We start from the raw sequence: 17360 nt of genomic DNA on the forward strand, positions 1-17360 counted from the left end.
CACGATTTTGCAGAAGCCTTGACGATCGGGCCGGAACCCCGGCTTATGAGGAAAATCTGCCCGCTTGCGGCCCGATTCCGCTACTATATTTGACGCTTCACGATCCATTTTGCGACCGAGCCGGATGCGAAAGCCAAAGTCCTTCTTGCGCGTGTTCACCGATACCGGTCCGCTGGCCGTGCTGGCGGTCGTGATCGCGATGCTGGTCGGGATCGTGGGACCGGCTTCCGCGCAGTTTTTCAATTTCGGCGGCTTTGGCGGTTCGCCGCAGCGGCAAGCGCCGCAGCGTGGCGGCGGCTGGTTCGGCGGCGATTTCTTTGCGCCATTTCAACAGCAGCAGCAGCCCCAGGCGCCGCGCCAGGATTTCTCCCGCGCGCCCGGACCGGCCAAGCGCGACACGGTTCCGGAACGTAACGTGCTGGTGCTGGGCGACGCCATGGCCGACTGGCTCGGTTATGGCCTGGAAGACGCCTATTCCGAGCAGCCCGATATGGGCGTGATCCGCAAGCACAAGACCGTCTCCGGCCTGATCAAATATCAGCCGCGCGGCGAGCCCGCCGATTGGGCCGCAGCCGCCAAGGCCATCCTCGCCACCGAAAAGCCCGACGCCATCGTGGTCATGCTCGGCCTCAACGACCGCGTGGCGATCCGCGAGGCGGTCACCGAGAAGAAGACCGACAAGAAGGACGAAAAGGAAAAGAAAGACGCGCGCGGCAAGACGGATGGCAAGCCCGGCGACGCCAAGCCGAAACCGGAGGGTTCGACGGACGCTGCAAAGCGCGACGAGAAGCCGGTCGACGCCGAATTGTCGCCGGACGATGCCCCCGACAACGATACGCCGCAAACCGCCACGCCCGAGAAGAACGCCCGCCCGGGCAGCGGGCTCTACGAGTTTCGCGACGAGCGCTGGGTCGAACTCTACGCCAAGAAGATCGAAGAGCTAATCGGCGTGCTGAAAACCAAAGGCGTGCCGGTGTTGTGGGTCGGTCTGCCTGCGATCCGCGGCCAAAAGGGAACCGCGGACATGCTGTTCCTCGATGCGCTGTATCGCGACGGCGCCGGCAAGGCCGGCATCACCTATGTCGACATCTGGGACGGCTTTGTCGATGAAGCGGGCCGCTTCCTGCAAAAGGGTCCCGACTTCGAAGGCCAGATCCGCCAGCTCCGCACCGCCGACGGCGTCTTTTTCACCAAGCCCGGCGCACGCAAGCTCGCACACTATGTCGAGCGCGAGGTGACGCGCCTGCTGGCCGCGCGCTCCGGACCGATCGCCGTGCCGATCGAGCCGACAACACCGGAGGCCAGTGTCGCGCCCGGCCAGCCGGCGCCGCGTCCATTGGCCGGACCGGTCATGCCGCTGGTGGCCTCTTCCGTCGGCACCGATCAGTTGCTGGGTGGCCCCGGCTCGCGTCCGGCGGCAGTCGATGCGCTCGCGGCGCGCACGCTGGTGAAGGGTGAAGCGTTGGCCGCGCCGGCGGGCCGCGCCGACGATTACGCCTGGCCCCGCCGGGAAATCGGCCGCGAGCAGGCCAAGGGCGATACGCCGGTCGCGGCCGTCTCGCCGAGCGGAACAGCAACGCCAGCGCCCGGACAAAAACAGCTCTTGCTACCGCCGCCGCAGCAAACGCTGCAGCAGAGGAGACCGCCGCCGCCGCCACCGATGCAGATCCGGCCGGCGCAAAACAACGGGCCATCGCTGCGCGATTTCTTCGGCGGTTTCGGCGCAGCTCCGCGCCAGCCCGCGCCGCCTCCCGCAGCCGCGCCGCCGCGTGGACCGTTTGCTCCAGGCGCGCCGCGCCCGCCGGGTAATGTCGGACGATCGGCCGAAGTTCCGCCGGGCAATTTCACGCGATAATTTCATTCCGGGGCGTCGTACAGCGACGCGCTCCGATGTGCAATTTGCACATCGGAGTATCCATCACGATCATGAGTAGGAGTTCCGGGCCTGCGCCAAGGCGCGTCTCCAGGTACGCGACTGCACGCCGGGCAACGGCGAAGGGTTAGCCAAACGCGCGCTCAGCCGTAGTAACGCCAGCGCGGCGGCGGACGGCGTGGCGGGCGCGTCATCAACAGCGCCAGCGCAAATCCAATCCCGCCTGCGACCAACAGCGCGCCGAGCGGATTTTCCTGCACCGTTTTCGCCACCGCTTTCTGACCGCTGCGAACAGTGTCGCCGCTGTTCTCATAAGCATCCTTGGCATAATTGACGGCAGCGTCAGTGGCGTCACGGGCGGCGTCCTTGGCCTGGCCGTAGAGATTCTGCACCGTGCCCGCCGCTTCACGCGCGCGGCCTTCGGCCTGCGTCTTGGCGTCGCCAGCCATGTCGCCCACCGTGCTTTCAACCTTACCTGCAAAATCCTTGGCCGAGCCGGCAATCCGATCCTTGTCCATCGCGGTTACTCCTGTTTTCAGAGGATGTAACCAGCAAGACCCGGTCGGGTTCCTGGCGCTCGAAACGCCCTTTACTCACAGCACCGGACTCACAAAATCAGCCCGCCATCGACCACGATGGTCTGGCCGATGATGTAGGACGCAAGCGGCGAGGCCAGGAACAGCGCCGCGCCGGCCATGTCGGCCGGCGTGCCGAGCCGCTTCAGCGGTATCCGCTCCAGCGCGCCTTCGAGGCGTTTCGGATTGGCCGTTGTCGCCTTGGTCATCTTGGTGTCGACCAGACCCGGCGCGATGCCGTTGACGCGGATGCCGTTCTCGGCCCACGCCTCGCCGAGCGTGCGCGTCAGGCCCACCGCACCGGTCTTCGAGGCGTTATAGGCCGGGTTGCCCATGGTGGAGTGATAAGCGGCGGTGGAGCTGACGATGATCAGCGATCCCTTGCTCGCACTCAGCATCGTCTGAAATCTGGTCGCACACGCCATCAGGCTCATCAGGTTGACTTCCAGCACCTTGCGAAAACCATCCATCTCGAATTCGCCGCGACGGTAGATCACCGCGCCTTGCGCAAGGATCAGTACATCGAGTTGCGCGAAGGACGGCTGCAGCGATTCAATGGCCCGCGCGTCGCTGACGTCGAGCCGGAAATAGTCGAGCCCTTCGAGATGCGAGCCTTCGTCAGGCGAGTAGTCGGCAGCGCCGGCACGGGTGCCGCAGACGGCGACGCGAGCGCCCTTGGCGCGAAAAGCCTGCGCGATGCCGTTGCCGATACCGCTGGAGCCGCCGACCACCAGCACCTGCTTGCCGCTGAAATCCAGTTCGTTCATCCCCGCGCTCCTTTTCTTGCTTGTGCTTTGGCTTGGTTTGACCTGTCTGCGGATCGGTGCCAGCCTTGTCAATCCTGCAACGTGCCTCGCATCTCTGTCCGGATCGCATCATGTCAGATTTCAAACAGCTCAGCCGCTCGGTCAAAGGCCTGACCGTTCTCGTCACCGGCGCCGCTAGCGGCATGGGCCGCGCCACGGCACTGGTGTTCGCGGCCGAGGGCGCCAATGTCGCCGTCACCGATCTCAATGCCGAGGCGACGCAGGCCGTCGCTAGCGAGATCGCGGCAACGGGCGGCGCGGCGAAAGCGTGGGCGCTCGATGTCGCCAATCCCGACGACATTACCAAGGTGGTCAACGGCGTGGCCGCGCATTTCGGCTCGCTCGATATCGTGATCAACAATGCCGGCATCTCCGTGCGCCTGGCAATCGACGATGACGGTTATGAAGCCGCCTGGGACAGGGCGCTCGCCGTGATGCTGACCGCGCATCCCCGCATCATCCGCGCCGCGCTGCCGCATCTGCGCCGGTCGAAATGCCCGCGGATCGTCAACATCGCCTCCACCGAGGCGCTCGGCGCCACCGCGCTGCACAGCCCTTACTCCGCTGCGAAAGGCGGCGTCACCAGCCTGACCCGCTCGCTCGCCGTCGAGCTCGGCCGCGAGGGCATCACCGTGAACTGCATCTGCCCGGGCCCGATCCGCACCGCGATCACCGAGCGGATTTCCGAGGAGCACAAGACGATCTACGCCAAGCGCCGCACCGCACTCGGCCGCTACGGCGATCCGGAGGAAGTGGCGCACATGACGCTGAGCCTGTGCCTGCCGGCCGCCTCGTTCCTGACCGGCGCGGTGATCCCGGTCGACGGCGGCCTGATGGCGCGAAACGCGTAGCGGGCATGCACCCGCAGCGTTGACTTGGACATTTCGGGGAGTAATTTTTCTCACAAACAGAGCGGGACAAGCCGCCCGCCGCATCCTGGAGAAACGCCATGACGGTCACGATCCGGCAGCTTCATCCGCATTTTTTCGGCGAGGTTTCGGGCGTTGATTTGCGCAACCCCCTGACCCCACAGGAAGCGGCCGACATCGAAGCCGGCATGGACAAATATGCCGTGCTGCTGTTCCGCAACCAGGACATCACGGACGAACAGCAACTGGCCTTTGCGCTGAATTTCGGCCAGCGCGAGAAGGCGCGTGGCGGCACCGTGACCAAAAAGGAAGACTACCGGCTGACATCCGGGCTCAACGACGTCTCCAACCTCGGCAAGGACGGCAAGCCGCTGCCGAAGGACCATCGCACCCATTTGTTCAACCTCGGCAACTGCCTGTGGCATTCCGACAGCTCGTTCCGCCCGATCCCGGCAAAATTTTCGCTGCTGTCGGCGCGGGTGGTAAACCCGAAGGGCGGCAACACCGAATTCGCCGACATGCGCGCGGCCTATGACGCGCTCGACGACGAGACCAAGGCCGAGATAGAGGACCTGATCTGCGAGCATTCGCTGATGTATTCGCGCGGCTCGCTCGGCTTCCTGGATTATTCCGACGAGGAAAAGGCGATGTTCAAGCCGGTGCTGCAGCGGCTGGTGCGGACGCACCCGGTGCATCGCCGCAAGTCGCTGTATCTGTCATCGCATGCGGGCGCGATAATGGGCATGAGCATGCCCGAAGCGCGGCTGTTGCTGCGCGATCTGACCGAGCACGCCACGCAGCCGGAATTCGTCCACATCCACAAATGGACCGTGCATGACCTCGTGATGTGGGACAACCGCCAGACCATGCACCGCGTGCGCCGCTACGACCAGTCGCAGCCGCGCGACATGCGCCGCGCTACCGTGGCCGGCACCGAGCCGACGGTGCAGCAGCAGGCGGCGGAGTAAGTAGCCGCAGCCGTAGGGTGGGCAAAGGCGCACTTGCGCCGTGCCCACCATCTCTCAACGACCGTTGCTCTGAATGGTGGGCACGCTTCGCTTTGCCCACCCTACAAATCGGATCTACGCGTGCCCGGCTTCGTTCGACAGCATGCCGGGATCGATGCCAATCTTGCGCAGCGCGCGCTGGTATTTTTCTTCGACGTCATCGCCGAAGATCAAATCCGGGTCGGCGTCGCAATGCAGCCAGCCATTGTGCTGGATCTCGTTCTCGAGCTGCCCCGGCGCCCAGCCGGCATAGCCCAGCGCCAGGATAGCATGCTTCGGCCCGGTGCCCTTGGCGATGGCCTTGAGGATGTCCACCGTGGCGGTCAGGCAAATGCCGTCGTCGATGTTGAGTGTCGCATCCTTGATGAAGAAATCGCTCGAATGCAGCACGAAGCCGCGGCCGGTATCGACCGGGCCACCCTTCAGCACCTGCATGGTCTCGGCGTTCTCCGGCAGCTTGATCTGGTCGGCACTTTCGATGATGTCGAGCTGCACCAACAGACCGGGAAAATCGATGCTGCCGGCCGGACGGTTGACGATGATCCCCATCGCCCCTTCCGACGAATGCGCGCACATATAGATGACGGAGCGCTCGAAGCGCGGATCGCCCATGACCGGCATGGCAATCAACAGCCGGCCGTCCAGGTAGCCGTCGCTGGGCGAATGATCGCCAAAGGCGGCGGCTTTGCGGCGGACAGGCTTCGATGTCTTGCCTTCAGGGCTCATCCGCAAAGGCCTTTCTCTTGCTGGCTCATATCCTGATATCGGGTACGGTTTCTGTCAATCAAGCTTCCGGCACCATCGGGCGTCCGATCACACGCAATTCAATGGTTTGCCTCGAAACTTGCCTGTAAAGACGTGCCATGAGCGTCATAGTTCCCTTGCGCGCCGCACTCGGCGTCGCCGCGTTATATGTCGCGTGTGCGACGTCGGAGGTTCGCGCCGAGGATGCCTCGCCATGGCAACGCGACACGCATTCCGCGGTGCGGCTGCTGGCGGGTTCGCGCAGCGGTACGGTGCTGCTCGGCGGCGTTGCAATCCAGTTGCAGCCGGGATGGAAGACCTATTGGCGGACACCCGGCGATTCTGGCGTACCTCCCCGCTTCGACTTCTCCAAGTCAGATAATGTCGAAGCCGTGACCGTGCTGTGGCCGGCGCCGATGAAATTTGACGACGGCGCAGGCGGCACCGCGCTGGGATACAAGCAGCAGGTCGTGCTGCCGCTGCGGATCGTCGCCAAGAATGCCGACAAGCCGGTGACGCTGCGGGCCCATATCAGCTACGCGGTCTGCGACAAGATCTGCATTCCCGTCGACGCCCAGGCCGAACTCGCATTTTCCAGCGTGGCAAGCACCGAGGACGGCAATCTGTCCGATGCGCTCAATACCGTGCCGAAGCCCGCCAATATCGGCGACTCCAATCCGCTGACCATCCGCGACATCAAACGCGAGGGAAAGAACAACGTGCTGGTCGACGTGACCGCGCCCGAGGCCAAGGAGGTCAGCCTGTTCGTCGAGGGGCCGACGCCCGACTGGGCGCTTCCGGTTCCAAAGCTCGTTGACAACAGCCCGCCCGGCGTCAAGCGCTTTGCCTTCGAACTTGACGGCCTGCCGCCCGGCGCCACCCCGGAAGGCGCCGCGCTGAAGCTGACGCTGGTCGGCGGCGACCGGGCTTACGAATTCAATGTCAGTTTGAATTGACCCGAAGGGTCATTCCGGGGCGCACGAAGTGCGAACTATGGTGCGCAATTGCGCACCTGAGAATCTCGAGATTCCGGGTTCGATGCTGCGCATCGCCCCGGAATGACGAGTGCAAAGACAGCCCACCCAACCGAATCTTAACGAATGGTTGATACATCCGGCCATCGCCGCCACCTCGCGGCGCGTTTCGGGGATGCACCCTTGTGGCCGTAATGGATACGCAATCCGCAACCGCTCCGCCAGCCGGCCTGATCGCGCGCCTGCGCGCGCTGCTCGGCGGCTCCCATGAGGCCTCCGTCACAAAGCGGCTCGCCGGCACCATCTTCATCATCCGCGTGCTCAGTGCCGCCCTCGCCTATTTCTCGCAGATCCTGCTGGCGCGCTGGATGGGCGGCTCGGATTACGGTGTCTATGTTTATGTCTGGACCTGGGTGCTGCTGCTCGGCAGCATGATGGATTTCGGCATTTCGGCATCCGCGCAGAAGATCATTCCGGAATATCGTACCCGCGGCGAGCATGCGCTGCTGCGCGGTTTTCTCTCCGGCAGCCGCTGGATGACGTTCATCGTTTCCTCGATCATCTCGCTGCTGCTGGCCGGCGTGGTGAAAGGATTGTCGCCGTGGATCGACGCCAACGCGATCGTTCCGCTTTATGTCGGCTGCCTGACGTTGCCGGCGTTCGTCGTCGCCAACACCCAGGACGGCATCGCCCGTTCGCATGACTGGATGCGGCTCGGCCTGATGCCGCAATTCATCGTGCGGCAATCGCTGATCATCGGCTTGACCGCCGGCGCCGTCGTGCTCGGCTTCAATCTCGGCGCCACCGCCGCGATGCTGGCGAGCGCCGCGGCGGTATGGATCGCGATGATCGGCCAGATGATCGTGCTGAACCGCAAGCTCGGCAACCATGTCGAGCCCGGCGCGAGGGCCTATGATTTCCGCGGCTGGCTCGCCATCTCGCTGCCGATCCTGATGGTCGAGAGTTTTTACCTGCTGCTCTCCTACACCGACGTGCTGGTGCTGCAGCAATTCCGCTCCTCGGAAGAGGTCGGCGTCTACTTCGCCGTGATAAAGACGCTGGCGCTGGTCTCCTTCATTCACTATGCGATGGCGGCAACGACGGCGCATCGCTTTGCCGAATATCACGCGCAGGGCGACAAGGAGCGGCTGTCAGCCTATGTGGCGCACGCGATCCAGTGGACGTTCTGGCCGTCGCTCGCCGCCACCATCGCGCTATTGGCACTCGGCAAGCCGCTGCTGTGGCTGTTCGGTCCGCAATTCGTGGTCGGCTACGACATCATGTTCATTGCTGCGGTTGGACTTCTGGTGCGCGCCGCGATCGGCCCGGTCGAGCGGCTGCTCAATATGCTCGGCCACCAGCACATCTGCGCACTGGCCTATGCGCTGGCCTTTGTGATGAACCTCGCGCTCTGCGTGTTGCTGGTGCCACGTTTCGGCGGCCACGGTGCGGCGGCTGCGACCTCGATCTCGCTGGCGTTCGAAACCGTGCTTCTGTTCTGGATCGTGCGCCGGCGGCTCGGGCTGCACGTATTGGCGTTCGGGAAGCGTTGATCCTGGAGCCCACTGGAGCGGTTGGAAGACAGCCGCCTGCATGATATATTCTTCCCATGACTGCAACCGATCTGAAGAATTTGCTGGAGCGCGTTCAAACTTGGCCTGAAGAGGCGCAGGACGAGCTCGTTGCAATCGCAAACCAGATCGAGAATGAGTTGCAAGGGCAGGACTATCAGGCGACCCAGGAAGAACTGCGGATCATCGACGCAGCGATCGCCTCGATCGATGCCGGTGAGGCCGCCACCGAAGGTGAGATCGCGGCGGCATTTGCAAAATTTCGCCGGGCATGAAGCTCGTCTATTCGAGACGAGCGCTCGCTGATCTCGACGAAATCTATCCGACACACGTCGCGACGGCCTGTGAACACGATCGGCTAGTCGGGTTCCGCCTGATCCCCAGCACCCTCGGCGATGGCAGAACATCGGTATCGCCCTGCACCGGCAATTTGGGGAAAATAACCACCGGATTCCGATGCGCGCATGAAATATTCTTATTTCACCCCGTCCCCTGCCATCGATAGGACGTTTATCCCCCGCGTTGATATATGTTCGCACATGCGAATGGAACTTGCGCCCGGAAATGATTGACCCACTCTACGTTGCCTCGGGATTCGGCGTCGGCCTGCTGGTCGGGATGACCGGCGTCGGCGGCGGCTCGCTGATGACGCCGCTGCTGATCCTGCTGTTCGGCGTCCACCCGTCGACGGCCGTTGGCACCGATCTGCTATACGCCGCGGCGACCAAGACCGGCGGCAGCCTGGTGCATGGCCTTGCCCGCAGCGTTCACTGGCCGGCCGTGATCCGCCTCGCCAGCGGCAGCATCCCGGCAAGCATGGTGACATTGCTGGTCCTGTGGCAGCTCGACCTCAATGGGGAATCTGCTCGCAGCCTGGTCAATCTGGTGCTGTGCTTTGCGCTTGTCCTCACCGCGACATCGCTGATCTTCCGCAAGGCGATCATGGATCGATACCGCCGGCGCATGGAGCTGCTCGACGACGTGACGACCGCCCGCGCGACCGTGGTGGTCGGCGTTGCGCTCGGCGTGCTGGTGTCGATTTCGTCCGTAGGCGCCGGCGCAGTCGGTGTCACCGCGCTCCTGTTGCTCTATCCGCGCCTGCCGATGGCAAACATCGTCGGCTCCGACATCGCGCACGCCGTACCGCTGACGCTGGTCGCCGGCATCGGCCACTGGGCGCTTGGGTCGGTCGATTGGGCGCTGATGGGTGTGCTGCTGATAGGCTCCCTGCCCGGCATCGTGATCGGCAGCTACTGTGCAGTCCGCGTGCCGGAGACGGTGCTGCGACTGGTGCTGGCCTCGGTTCTGATTCTGGTCGCCAGCAAGCTTGCCTTCAACGAGCTGCATTTTTCGCGGGAGAGTATTGCAGCCGTGACCGGGAGCACCGCCCATTAGGCGCTAGGCGCTCCCGGGCCGTTGCATCCCCTACTCCGCGGTCCAGCCGCCGTCGATCGACAAATTGGCGCCGGTGATCTGGGCGGCATCGTCGCCGCACAGGAACAGCGCCAGTGCTGCGACCTGCTCTGATGTCACGAACTCCTTGGTCGGCTGCGCGTCAAGGAGCACGTCCTTGATGACCTGCTCCTTGGTCATGTTGCGCGCTTTCATGGTTTCGGGGATCTGGTGCTCGACCAGCGGTGTCCAGACATAACCCGGGCTGATGCAGTTGCAGGTGATCTTGAAGGTCGCAAGCTCCAGCGCCACCGTTTTTGTCAGCCCGGCGATGCCATGTTTGGCCGAGACATAGGCCGACTTGAAAGGCGAAGCCACCAGCGAATGCGCTGACGCCGTGTTGATGATGCGGCCCCAGCCGCGCTTCTTCATGCCCGGCACGGCGGCGCGAATGGCATGAAATGCCGATGAAAGATTGATTGCAATGATCGCGTCCCATTTCTCGATCGGAAACTCCTCGATCGGGGCGACGAACTGGATACCGGCGTTGTTGACCAGAATATCGACCGAGCCGAAAGTCTTCTCGCCGAGCGCGATCATTTCGGCGATCTCGGCCGGCTTGGTCATGTCGGCGGGCGAATGCACGGCGCGGACCTTGAAGTCGGTCTCGATGCCGGAGCGCTCCCGCTCGATATCGGCCGGCACGCCCATGCCGTTGAGCACGACATTGGCGCCGGCACCGGCGAAAGCGCGCGCGTAAGCCAGTCCAATGCCGCTGGTCGAACCGGTCACGACAGCAGTCTTGCCCTTTAATATACCCATTGCATTCACTCCTGCTTGCTCCCGGGGGACCTGGGAACATCCCCCGTCATATCGTATGCCATCATGGTCTGGCCAGATTGCGGGCGCTCGAGCACATCCTTGTGACGCATCGACAGATGAACGTCGCGGACCCCCGCATCCCAGTGCTCGATCATCGCGACATGCGAAAAGTCGTAATCCTTCGACGAGGATTCGTAGTTCTTGCTCTTGTAGATCAGGTGCACCACGGTGACGGTGTTTTCCCTGGCCGCGTTGCAGAGGACGGCCACCGCCGGATCGTTCCTGAGATCATCGGGCAGCTTTCCGAGCAGCTCGCGCAACGCCTTGCGCGCATTGTGCACCTGCTTGTTCTTGTCGGTGGTCATGCGGGTGCGGCTGGAATAGCGGATGTCCTTTTCGCGCTCGGCTGCTTCCAGGAGCGACGTCGGCAGGTCGCCGCGCGCGCTGAACAGGTCGACCTGGAAGATCAGGAGATCGCGGTTGGTCTCCTCGCCCAGCACGTGATCGAGCGGCGTGTTGGAGGCAATGCCGCCGTCCCAATAGTGCTCGCCCTCGATCTCGACGGAAGGGAATCCGGGCGGTAGCGCGCCGGAGGCCATGATGTGCTCCGGGCCGATTTTCTTGCCGAGCTTCCTGAACTCGAAATTGTCGAAATATTTGAGGTTGCCCGAGGCTACGCCGACCGCACCGATGCTGAGCCGCGTCTTCAGATCGTTGATACGATCGAAGTCGACCAGCCGCTCCAGCGTCTTCTTCAGCGGCGCGGTGTCGTAATAGCTCTGCGACTGCTGGCTGCCCGGCGGCCACAACGGCGCCGGCGGAATGCGCGGCGTGAAGAAGCCCGGCACGCCGAACGTGGCAATCAGCGCCGCGCTGGTTTCGTTGAACAACGAGCGCGCACGTTCGCCATTTGAGATCGGATTCCACGGCACCGGGGATGACACCATCTCCCAGAATTCCTTGAGGCGATCGACACGCTTTTCGGGGCCGTTGCCGGCAATGATCGCGGCATTGATGGCGCCGATCGAAATGCCCGCAATCCATTCCGGCTCGAAGCCCGCACGGCACAGCGCCTGAAACGCGCCGGCCTGGTAGGAGCCGAGCGCGCCGCCGCCTTGTAGCACCAGCACCCGCTGCGCCTTGGCGGGCGTGGTTGCCGGCGCGGTATCGGAATGATCCATAATGACCGTCAGATGGCTGACAAAGACGCGGCACCGTGGCGGCAGTTCGCGACGACGTCAATCAGGCGGGTTCCAAGCAAGGATCACGCCTGCTTTATCGCGCCTCAGGTCGACGCCAGAATGAGCGTCCAGAACACCTTGTATTTGGTGTTGGGAGCATAGCTCGCCGCAATGCCCAATTTTGTGACACCGTTCTTGAGCATGTTCGCCTTGTGCGGCGGAGAGTCGCGCCAGCCGGAGAAGGCCTCCGCCAGGGTGTGATAGCCAGCCGAGACATTTTCGACCGCTGTCGTCGCCGGATAGCCGGAGGCCCCCAGCCGCTTCTCCAGCGGGCCCTTTACGTTGTGGTCCATCTTGTTGCGGGCCGCCATCGCCTGCGACTGCTGCTGGGCGAGCTTGGTCAGCTCGGGATCGACCACCACGGCGCCGAGGCCGTTATTCTGGCGGTATTGCGAGATCATGACCGCCGCGGCGACCGGATCGAGCGTGGCGCCGGGTTGAGCCATATCGAGATACATGGCCGGCTGATCCGGGATTTTGACGTCTGCCGAGCAGCCGGCAAGCAGCAAAAGCCCGATAATGGCGGTGGTCGCCCGTTTCACGGAAAGGAATCCCCCAAGGTTGGACGGCCGTTGTTGCATACCAACCGTGGCTGAATGGTGAACGGGGGGCTTAATCTGACCGTCATTCCGGGATGGTGCGCCAGCACCAGACCCGGAATCTCGAGATTCTCAGGTGCGCAAGGGCGCACCATAGTTCGCTTCGCGCCCCGGAATGACAGATCAATCCTGCGCGGCAAAGATCCGGTAGCGGCGGGGCTGAAGGCCGATGATCTCGCCGGCCTGCAGTTCCCGGTCCCGGGGGGCGTCGATCTCGATCACGGTCTTGCCCTCGCCGCCCGTCAACGCCACCTCCGCCCGCTGGATCGGGCCGAACGAGCGGACATGGCGCACGGCGCCCTCCAGCGAGCCGGTTCCGGCCGGGCCGATCTGCATGTCGTGGCGGCGAACGAACAGCTTTGAGGCGCCGGAGACCGCGCCATCGGCGGCGATGTTGAGCGGCCGGTCGCCGAGCCGCACCGAGCCGCCGCTCACCTCCACCGGCAGCACGATGGACTCGCCGATGAAGCCGTGGACGAAGGCAGTGGCCGGATTGTCATAGACCTCGCCGGGCGAGCCGATCTGCTCGATGCGGCCCTTGTCCATCACCACCACGCGGTTGGCGACTTCGAGCGCTTCTTCCTGATCGTGGGTGACGAAGATCGAGGTGACGTGGATCTCGTTGTGCAGCGAGCGCAGCCATTGCCGCAGCTCTTTTCGCACCTTGGCATCCAACGCGCCGAACGGCTCGTCGAGCAGGAGGATACGCGGCTCGATCGCGAGCGCGCGGGCCAGCGCAATGCGCTGGCGCTGGCCGCCGGAGAGCTGACTCGGATAGCGGTTGGCCAGCCAATCGAGCTGCACGAGGTCGAGCAATTCCTTGACGCGGGCGCGGATCGTGGCTTCGTCCTTGCGCACGGCGCGCGGCTGTACGCGCAGGCCGAAGGCGACGTTCTCGAACACCGTCATGTGGCGGAACAGCGCGTAGTGCTGAAACACGAAGCCGACATGACGTTCGCTGGCGCCGTGTCCCAGTGCGTCCTCGCCGTCGATCGTCACCTCGCCGGCATCCGGCCAGTCAAGGCCTGCGATGATGCGCAGCAGCGTGGTCTTGCCCGAACCGGATGGGCCGAGCAGCGCCAGCAATTCGCCCTTGCCGACTTTCAGATCGACATTGTCGAGCGCGGCAAACGAGCCGAATTTCTTGACGATGTTTTTGACTTCAATGGTCACTTTGGCTCGTCCCTTAACTCGTCCCTTGGGGGTTGTCCTTCGTCCAGACGCTGTTCGAGAACGGTCTTCACGACCAGGGTAATCAGGGCCAGCATCGCCAGCAGCGAAGCAATCGCAAACGACGCCACGAATTGATATTCATTATAGAGGATCTCGACCAGCAGCGGCATGGTGTTGGTCTCGCCGCGAATATGGCCCGAGACCACCGACACTGCGCCGAACTCGCCCATGGCGCGCGCATTGCACAGCAATACGCCATAGAGCAGGCCCCATTTGATATTGGGCAGAGTGACGCGGAAGAAGGTCTGCAGACCTGACGCTCCCAGCGAGATCGCCGCCTCTTCCTCCTGCGTGCCCTGCTCCTGCATCAGGGGAATGAGCGAGCGGGCCACGAAGGGAAACGTCACGAAGATGGTCGCCAGCGCGATACCGGGCACGGCAAACAGGATCTGGACATTGTGCGCCTGCAGCCACGTGCCCCAATAGCCCTGAGCGCCGAACAGCAGCACGAAGACCAGACCCGAAATGACAGGGCTGACCGAGAACGGCAGATCGATCAGCGTGATCAGGAAGGTCTTGCCGGGGAATTCGAACTTGGCGATCGCCCAGGCGGCGATCACCCCGAACACCAGATTGAGCCCGACCGAAATCGCCGCCACCAGCAGCGTCAGCCTGATCGCCGAAAGCGCCTCCGGCTCGGCGAGCGCTGCGAAATAGGCGCTAATGCCCTTGGAAAAGGCCGATGCGAACACTACCACCAGCGGCAGCACGACGAAGATCGTGAGGAAGGAAACCGCGAGCGCAATGATGATGAAGCGGATCGGCCCGAGTTCGCTCCGCAGATCCTTGGAGGCAGCCGTCGCGCGCGCACGGGTGCTCATGTCGCGTCCGGACGGCGGGGAGATGGCGAGATCTGCCGTGGAGCTGTAGGCCTGCAACCGGGTCGCTGGCGTCACAAAGGTCGTTTGCGTCGACATCTCCAGACCCTCAATGCGCGGGGACGCGGGTTTGCGCCCAGCGTTGCAGGCGATTGACGGCGAAGATGATCACGAACGCAGCCAGCAGCATGACGACGGCAATCGCCGTCGCATCGGCATATCGGAATTCGGAAAGCCGGATCACGATCAAGAGCGGCGCGATCTCCGATACGTTCGGAAGATTGCCCGCGATGAAGATCACCGAGCCGTATTCACCGACGGCGCGCGCGAACGCCAGCGCGAAGCCGGTCAGCAGCGCCGGAATCAGGCTTGGCATGATCACCCTGAACACAGTGTGCCAGCGGTTGGCGCCGAGGCTTGCGGCCGCTTCCTCGATCTCGGGATCGAGATCGATCAGGACCGGCTGCACCGTGCGCACCACGAAGGGAATACCGATGAAGACCATCGCAATGAAAATACCGATCGGCGTGAAGGCGACCTTGATGCCGAGCTCAGCCAAGGGCGCACCGAGCCAGCCCTTCTGTGCAAACAATTGCGTCAGCGCGACGCCCGCCACCGCGGTCGGCAGCGCAAAGGGAATATCGACGATGGCATCGAACAGCCGCCGCCCGGGAAAGCGGTAGCGCACCAGCGCCCACACGATGATCGTGCCCATCACCAGATTGACGCAGGCCGCCGCAAAGGAAAGGCCGAACGAAATCCTCAGCGCGTTCAAGGTGCGGCGGCTGGTGAGGATTTCCCAGAACTGTGCCAGCGAGAGGTCGAGCGTCTTGAGAAACAGGCCGGCGAGTGGAATGAGGATGATGACGGAAAGCCAGGTCAGGGTCAGTCCCATGGTGAGACCAAACCCGGGCAAGCTGCTTCGCCGCGCGACCGCTGTGCTCACATATCCCCCTGCTTCCGCTCCGGCTGCCCGTTCGCCAGATCAATTCTTGTAAATCTGGTCGAAAATGCCGCCTTCGCCGAAGTGATCTTTCTGCGCCTTGGTCCAACCACCAAAAACGTCGTCGATCGTGAAAAGTTCGACCTTGGCGAAGGATTTTTCGTACTCCTTCGCAATTTCCGAATCGCGCGGACGATAGGAATTCCGTGCGGCAATTTCCTGACCTTCCTTGGTATACCAATACTTCAGATAGGCCTCGGCGACGGCGCGGGTGCCCTTCTTGTCGGCAACCTTGTCGACGACAGATACCGGCGGCTCGGCGAGGATCGACAGCGGCGGCGCCACGATCTCGAACTTGTCCTTGCCGAATTCGCGCTGCGCCAGGAACGCCTCGTTCTCCCACGCCAGCAGCACGTCGCCGACGCCGCGCTCGACGAAGGTCACCGTCGAGCCGCGCGCGCCGGTATCCAGCACGGGCACGTTCTTGAAGAGGTCGCCGACGAACTTCTTTGCCTTGTCAGCCGAACCGAATTTCTTTTCCGCAAAGCCCCACGCTGCGAGGTAATTCCAGCGTGCGCCGCCCGAGGTCTTCGGGTTCGGCGTGATCACCTGCACGCCGGGCTTGACCAGATCGTCCCAGTCCTTGACGGCCTTGGGGTTGCCCTTGCGGACCAGAAAAACGATCGTCGAGGTATAGGGCGAGGAATTGAGCGTCAGACGCTTCTGCCAATCCAGCGCCACCAGGCCCTTGGCGGCGATGGCATCGATGTCATAGGCCAGTGCCAGCGTCACGACATCCGCCTGCAGGCCGTCGATCACCGATCGCGCCTGCGAGCCCGAGCCGCCATGCGACTGCTTGATCTCGACGCTCTTGCCGGTTTCCTTTTGATAGGCCGCGACGAACGCCTTGTTGAAATCGGCATAGAGCTCACGCGTCGGATCGTAGGACACGTTGAGCAGCGTAACGTCGGCGGCGAAGGCCGAACTCGCCCAGAGCAATCCGGCAACCAGCGGCAGAATGCGACGGATCATCATTGATCTCCATTCGGCTCGATGAAACATATCATCAAAGCGGAAGCGCATAAGTCGCGACGAAAGGTCGCCTAGTCAATGAAACCGCGTTTCATAGTTTTTGGTTCCGCAGGTTCATTGTCCTATCAGAACCGGGCTTTACGAAGTTTTCGTCGTGTGGATACCGCATTCCGTCTTGGCTCTGCCGCGCCAGCGGCCCGCACGCGCGTCCTCGTCCGCCGCAGCCCGGCTCGAGCACGGCATGCAGCCGACCGAGAGATAGCCGGAGGCGACCAGCGGATGCGGCGGCAGCTTGCCGAGCTTGTAGATCGCCTCGATCTCTTCGCGCGACACGTTGGCAAACGGATTGAATTTCAGCCGCGCGCCGTCTTCCTCGACGACGGGAATCTCGGCACGCGCACCGCCCTGAAAACGCTTGCGCCCGTTGATCCAGGCCGAGAACGGCTTGAGCGCCCGCGCCAGCGGCTCCACCTTGCGGATGCGGCAGCAGGCGTCCGGATCGGTAAACCACAATTCGCGATCGGGATCCTGGCGCGAGAGCGCTTCATCCAGCGGCTTGATCGAGCGGACATCGCGAAGGCCAAGCGCAGCGATCAACGTGTCGCGATAGGCCAGCGTCTCCTCGAACAGCCAACCGGTATCGAGGAAGATCACGGGAATCGCGGGATCGACATCGGCCATCACCTTGAGCAGCGCCGCCGATTCCGTACCGAACGACGACACCAGCGCAAGCTGCTCACGGCCGACGGTCTTCAGCGCGGTTTCAACGACCTGCGCCGGCGAAGCGTCGCGCAAGGCATGGTCGAGCGTCTGCGCCGAATGAAGGATCGTCGGCTCCGTGGCGAGCGCGTGCGATGAGAT

The 17360-nt window shown here is 63.3% G+C and carries 18 protein-coding genes; 7 read left to right on the top strand and 11 right to left on the bottom strand.

The window, feature by feature from the left end:
• The first annotated feature begins 124 nt into the window (after window positions 1-124).
• Window positions 125-1855, top strand: coding sequence for a DUF459 domain-containing protein (locus tag LMTR21_RS35430; RefSeq protein WP_065752118.1), 1731 nt, complete (start codon window positions 125-127; stop codon window positions 1853-1855).
• Between the two features lie 161 nt (window positions 1856-2016).
• Here LMTR21_RS35430 and LMTR21_RS35435 read toward each other — a convergent pair whose 3' ends face one another.
• Both LMTR21_RS35435 and LMTR21_RS35440 read right to left on the bottom strand, forming a co-directional pair.
• A complete protein-coding gene (locus tag LMTR21_RS35435; protein ID WP_065752119.1) occupies window positions 2017-2391 on the bottom strand; it encodes a CsbD family protein in 375 nt (124 codons plus the stop codon).
• A gap of 89 nt (window positions 2392-2480) precedes the next feature.
• A complete protein-coding gene (locus LMTR21_RS35440; RefSeq protein WP_065752120.1) occupies window positions 2481-3215 on the bottom strand; it encodes an SDR family NAD(P)-dependent oxidoreductase in 735 nt (244 codons plus the stop codon).
• A gap of 110 nt (window positions 3216-3325) precedes the next feature.
• On the opposite strand from LMTR21_RS35440, the gene LMTR21_RS35445 reads away from it, so the two are divergent.
• Both LMTR21_RS35445 and LMTR21_RS35450 read left to right on the top strand, forming a co-directional pair.
• Window positions 3326-4105: an SDR family NAD(P)-dependent oxidoreductase gene (locus LMTR21_RS35445; protein WP_065752121.1), complete on the top strand. Its 780-nt coding sequence runs from the start codon at window positions 3326-3328 to the stop codon at window positions 4103-4105.
• 98 nt (window positions 4106-4203) lie between these two features.
• Window positions 4204-5091: a TauD/TfdA dioxygenase family protein gene (locus LMTR21_RS35450; RefSeq protein WP_065752122.1), complete on the top strand. Its 888-nt coding sequence runs from the start codon at window positions 4204-4206 to the stop codon at window positions 5089-5091.
• 114 nt (window positions 5092-5205) lie between these two features.
• Here LMTR21_RS35450 and LMTR21_RS35455 read toward each other — a convergent pair whose 3' ends face one another.
• Window positions 5206-5856 carry a YqgE/AlgH family protein gene (locus tag LMTR21_RS35455; RefSeq protein WP_065752123.1) on the bottom strand — a complete coding sequence of 217 codons (651 nt, stop codon included), beginning with the start codon at window positions 5854-5856 and terminating at the stop codon, window positions 5206-5208.
• A gap of 137 nt (window positions 5857-5993) precedes the next feature.
• Between LMTR21_RS35455 and LMTR21_RS35460 the strand changes: the two genes are divergently transcribed.
• From LMTR21_RS35460 to LMTR21_RS35475, 4 genes are all read left to right on the top strand, one after another.
• Window positions 5994-6830 carry a protein-disulfide reductase DsbD domain-containing protein gene (locus LMTR21_RS35460; protein ID WP_065752124.1) on the top strand — a complete coding sequence of 279 codons (837 nt, stop codon included), beginning with the start codon at window positions 5994-5996 and terminating at the stop codon, window positions 6828-6830.
• Between the two features lie 203 nt (window positions 6831-7033).
• A complete protein-coding gene (locus LMTR21_RS35465) occupies window positions 7034-8401 on the top strand; it encodes an oligosaccharide flippase family protein (RefSeq protein ID WP_065752125.1) in 1368 nt (455 codons plus the stop codon).
• 56 nt (window positions 8402-8457) lie between these two features.
• Window positions 8458-8694 (top strand): hypothetical protein, encoded by a 237-nt coding sequence (locus LMTR21_RS35470; RefSeq protein ID WP_065752126.1) that lies wholly within the window; start codon window positions 8458-8460, stop codon window positions 8692-8694.
• A gap of 289 nt (window positions 8695-8983) precedes the next feature.
• A complete protein-coding gene (locus LMTR21_RS35475) occupies window positions 8984-9814 on the top strand; it encodes a sulfite exporter TauE/SafE family protein (RefSeq protein ID WP_065752127.1) in 831 nt (276 codons plus the stop codon).
• Window positions 9815-9844: 30 nt separating this feature from the next.
• Here LMTR21_RS35475 and LMTR21_RS35480 read toward each other — a convergent pair whose 3' ends face one another.
• The 8 genes from LMTR21_RS35480 to LMTR21_RS35515 form a co-directional block, all read right to left on the bottom strand.
• Window positions 9845-10633 (bottom strand): 3-hydroxybutyrate dehydrogenase, encoded by a 789-nt coding sequence (locus LMTR21_RS35480; protein ID WP_065752128.1) that lies wholly within the window; start codon window positions 10631-10633, stop codon window positions 9845-9847.
• A 5-nt stretch (window positions 10634-10638) separates the two neighbouring features.
• On the bottom strand, window positions 10639-11814 hold the full coding sequence (locus LMTR21_RS35485; RefSeq protein WP_065752129.1) for a DUF3734 domain-containing protein: 1176 nt from the start codon (window positions 11812-11814) through the stop codon (window positions 10639-10641).
• A gap of 104 nt (window positions 11815-11918) precedes the next feature.
• Window positions 11919-12455, bottom strand: a complete 537-nt coding sequence (locus tag LMTR21_RS35490; RefSeq protein ID WP_065752130.1) for a CAP domain-containing protein — start codon at window positions 12453-12455, stop codon at window positions 11919-11921.
• Window positions 12456-12596: 141 nt separating this feature from the next.
• The gene (locus LMTR21_RS35495) at window positions 12597-13646 is read right to left on the bottom strand and encodes a sulfate/molybdate ABC transporter ATP-binding protein (protein ID WP_065752131.1); all 1050 of its coding nucleotides are present in this window, start codon (window positions 13644-13646) and stop codon (window positions 12597-12599) included.
• Entirely contained in the window at window positions 13643-14527 is an 885-nt protein-coding gene (cysW, locus tag LMTR21_RS35500) for a sulfate ABC transporter permease subunit CysW (RefSeq protein WP_065752294.1), read from the bottom strand. The genes LMTR21_RS35495 and cysW overlap by 4 nt, the downstream gene beginning before the upstream one ends.
• Window positions 14528-14633: 106 nt before the next feature.
• On the bottom strand, window positions 14634-15419 hold the full coding sequence (gene cysT / locus LMTR21_RS35505) for a sulfate ABC transporter permease subunit CysT (protein ID WP_065752132.1): 786 nt from the start codon (window positions 15417-15419) through the stop codon (window positions 14634-14636).
• 90 nt (window positions 15420-15509) lie between these two features.
• Entirely contained in the window at window positions 15510-16499 is a 990-nt protein-coding gene (locus LMTR21_RS35510) for a sulfate ABC transporter substrate-binding protein (RefSeq protein WP_065752295.1), read from the bottom strand.
• Window positions 16500-16637: 138 nt separating this feature from the next.
• Window positions 16638-17360 (bottom strand): phosphoadenylyl-sulfate reductase, encoded by a 723-nt coding sequence (locus tag LMTR21_RS35515; RefSeq protein WP_246175959.1) that lies wholly within the window; start codon window positions 17358-17360, stop codon window positions 16638-16640.

The organism is Bradyrhizobium paxllaeri, from assembly GCF_001693515.2.
Classification (GTDB): Bacteria; Pseudomonadota; Alphaproteobacteria; order Rhizobiales; family Xanthobacteraceae; genus Bradyrhizobium; species Bradyrhizobium paxllaeri.

Bases quoted from the DNA above. Each gene is read 5' to 3' on its own strand.
- LMTR21_RS35430 (WP_065752118.1), top strand. From the start codon at position 125: ATGCGAAAGCCAAAGTCCTTCTTGCGCGTGTTCACCGATACCGGTCCG.
- LMTR21_RS35435 (WP_065752119.1), bottom strand. From the start codon at position 2,391: ATGGACAAGGATCGGATTGCCGGCTCGGCCAAGGATTTTGCAGGTAAG.
- LMTR21_RS35440 (WP_065752120.1), bottom strand. From the start codon at position 3,215: ATGAACGAACTGGATTTCAGCGGCAAGCAGGTGCTGGTGGTCGGCGGC.
- LMTR21_RS35445 (WP_065752121.1), top strand. From the start codon at position 3,326: ATGTCAGATTTCAAACAGCTCAGCCGCTCGGTCAAAGGCCTGACCGTT.
- LMTR21_RS35450 (WP_065752122.1), top strand. From the start codon at position 4,204: ATGACGGTCACGATCCGGCAGCTTCATCCGCATTTTTTCGGCGAGGTT.
- LMTR21_RS35455 (WP_065752123.1), bottom strand. From the start codon at position 5,856: ATGAGCCCTGAAGGCAAGACATCGAAGCCTGTCCGCCGCAAAGCCGCC.
- LMTR21_RS35460 (WP_065752124.1), top strand. From the start codon at position 5,994: ATGAGCGTCATAGTTCCCTTGCGCGCCGCACTCGGCGTCGCCGCGTTA.
- LMTR21_RS35470 (WP_065752126.1), top strand. From the start codon at position 8,458: ATGACTGCAACCGATCTGAAGAATTTGCTGGAGCGCGTTCAAACTTGG.
- LMTR21_RS35475 (WP_065752127.1), top strand. From the start codon at position 8,984: ATGATTGACCCACTCTACGTTGCCTCGGGATTCGGCGTCGGCCTGCTG.
- LMTR21_RS35480 (WP_065752128.1), bottom strand. From the start codon at position 10,633: ATGGGTATATTAAAGGGCAAGACTGCTGTCGTGACCGGTTCGACCAGC.
- LMTR21_RS35485 (WP_065752129.1), bottom strand. From the start codon at position 11,814: ATGGATCATTCCGATACCGCGCCGGCAACCACGCCCGCCAAGGCGCAG.
- LMTR21_RS35490 (WP_065752130.1), bottom strand. From the start codon at position 12,455: ATGCAACAACGGCCGTCCAACCTTGGGGGATTCCTTTCCGTGAAACGG.
- cysW (WP_065752294.1), bottom strand. From the start codon at position 14,527: ATGAGCACCCGTGCGCGCGCGACGGCTGCCTCCAAGGATCTGCGGAGC.
- cysT (WP_065752132.1), bottom strand. From the start codon at position 15,419: ATGGGACTGACCCTGACCTGGCTTTCCGTCATCATCCTCATTCCACTC.
- LMTR21_RS35510 (WP_065752295.1), bottom strand. From the start codon at position 16,499: ATGATCCGTCGCATTCTGCCGCTGGTTGCCGGATTGCTCTGGGCGAGT.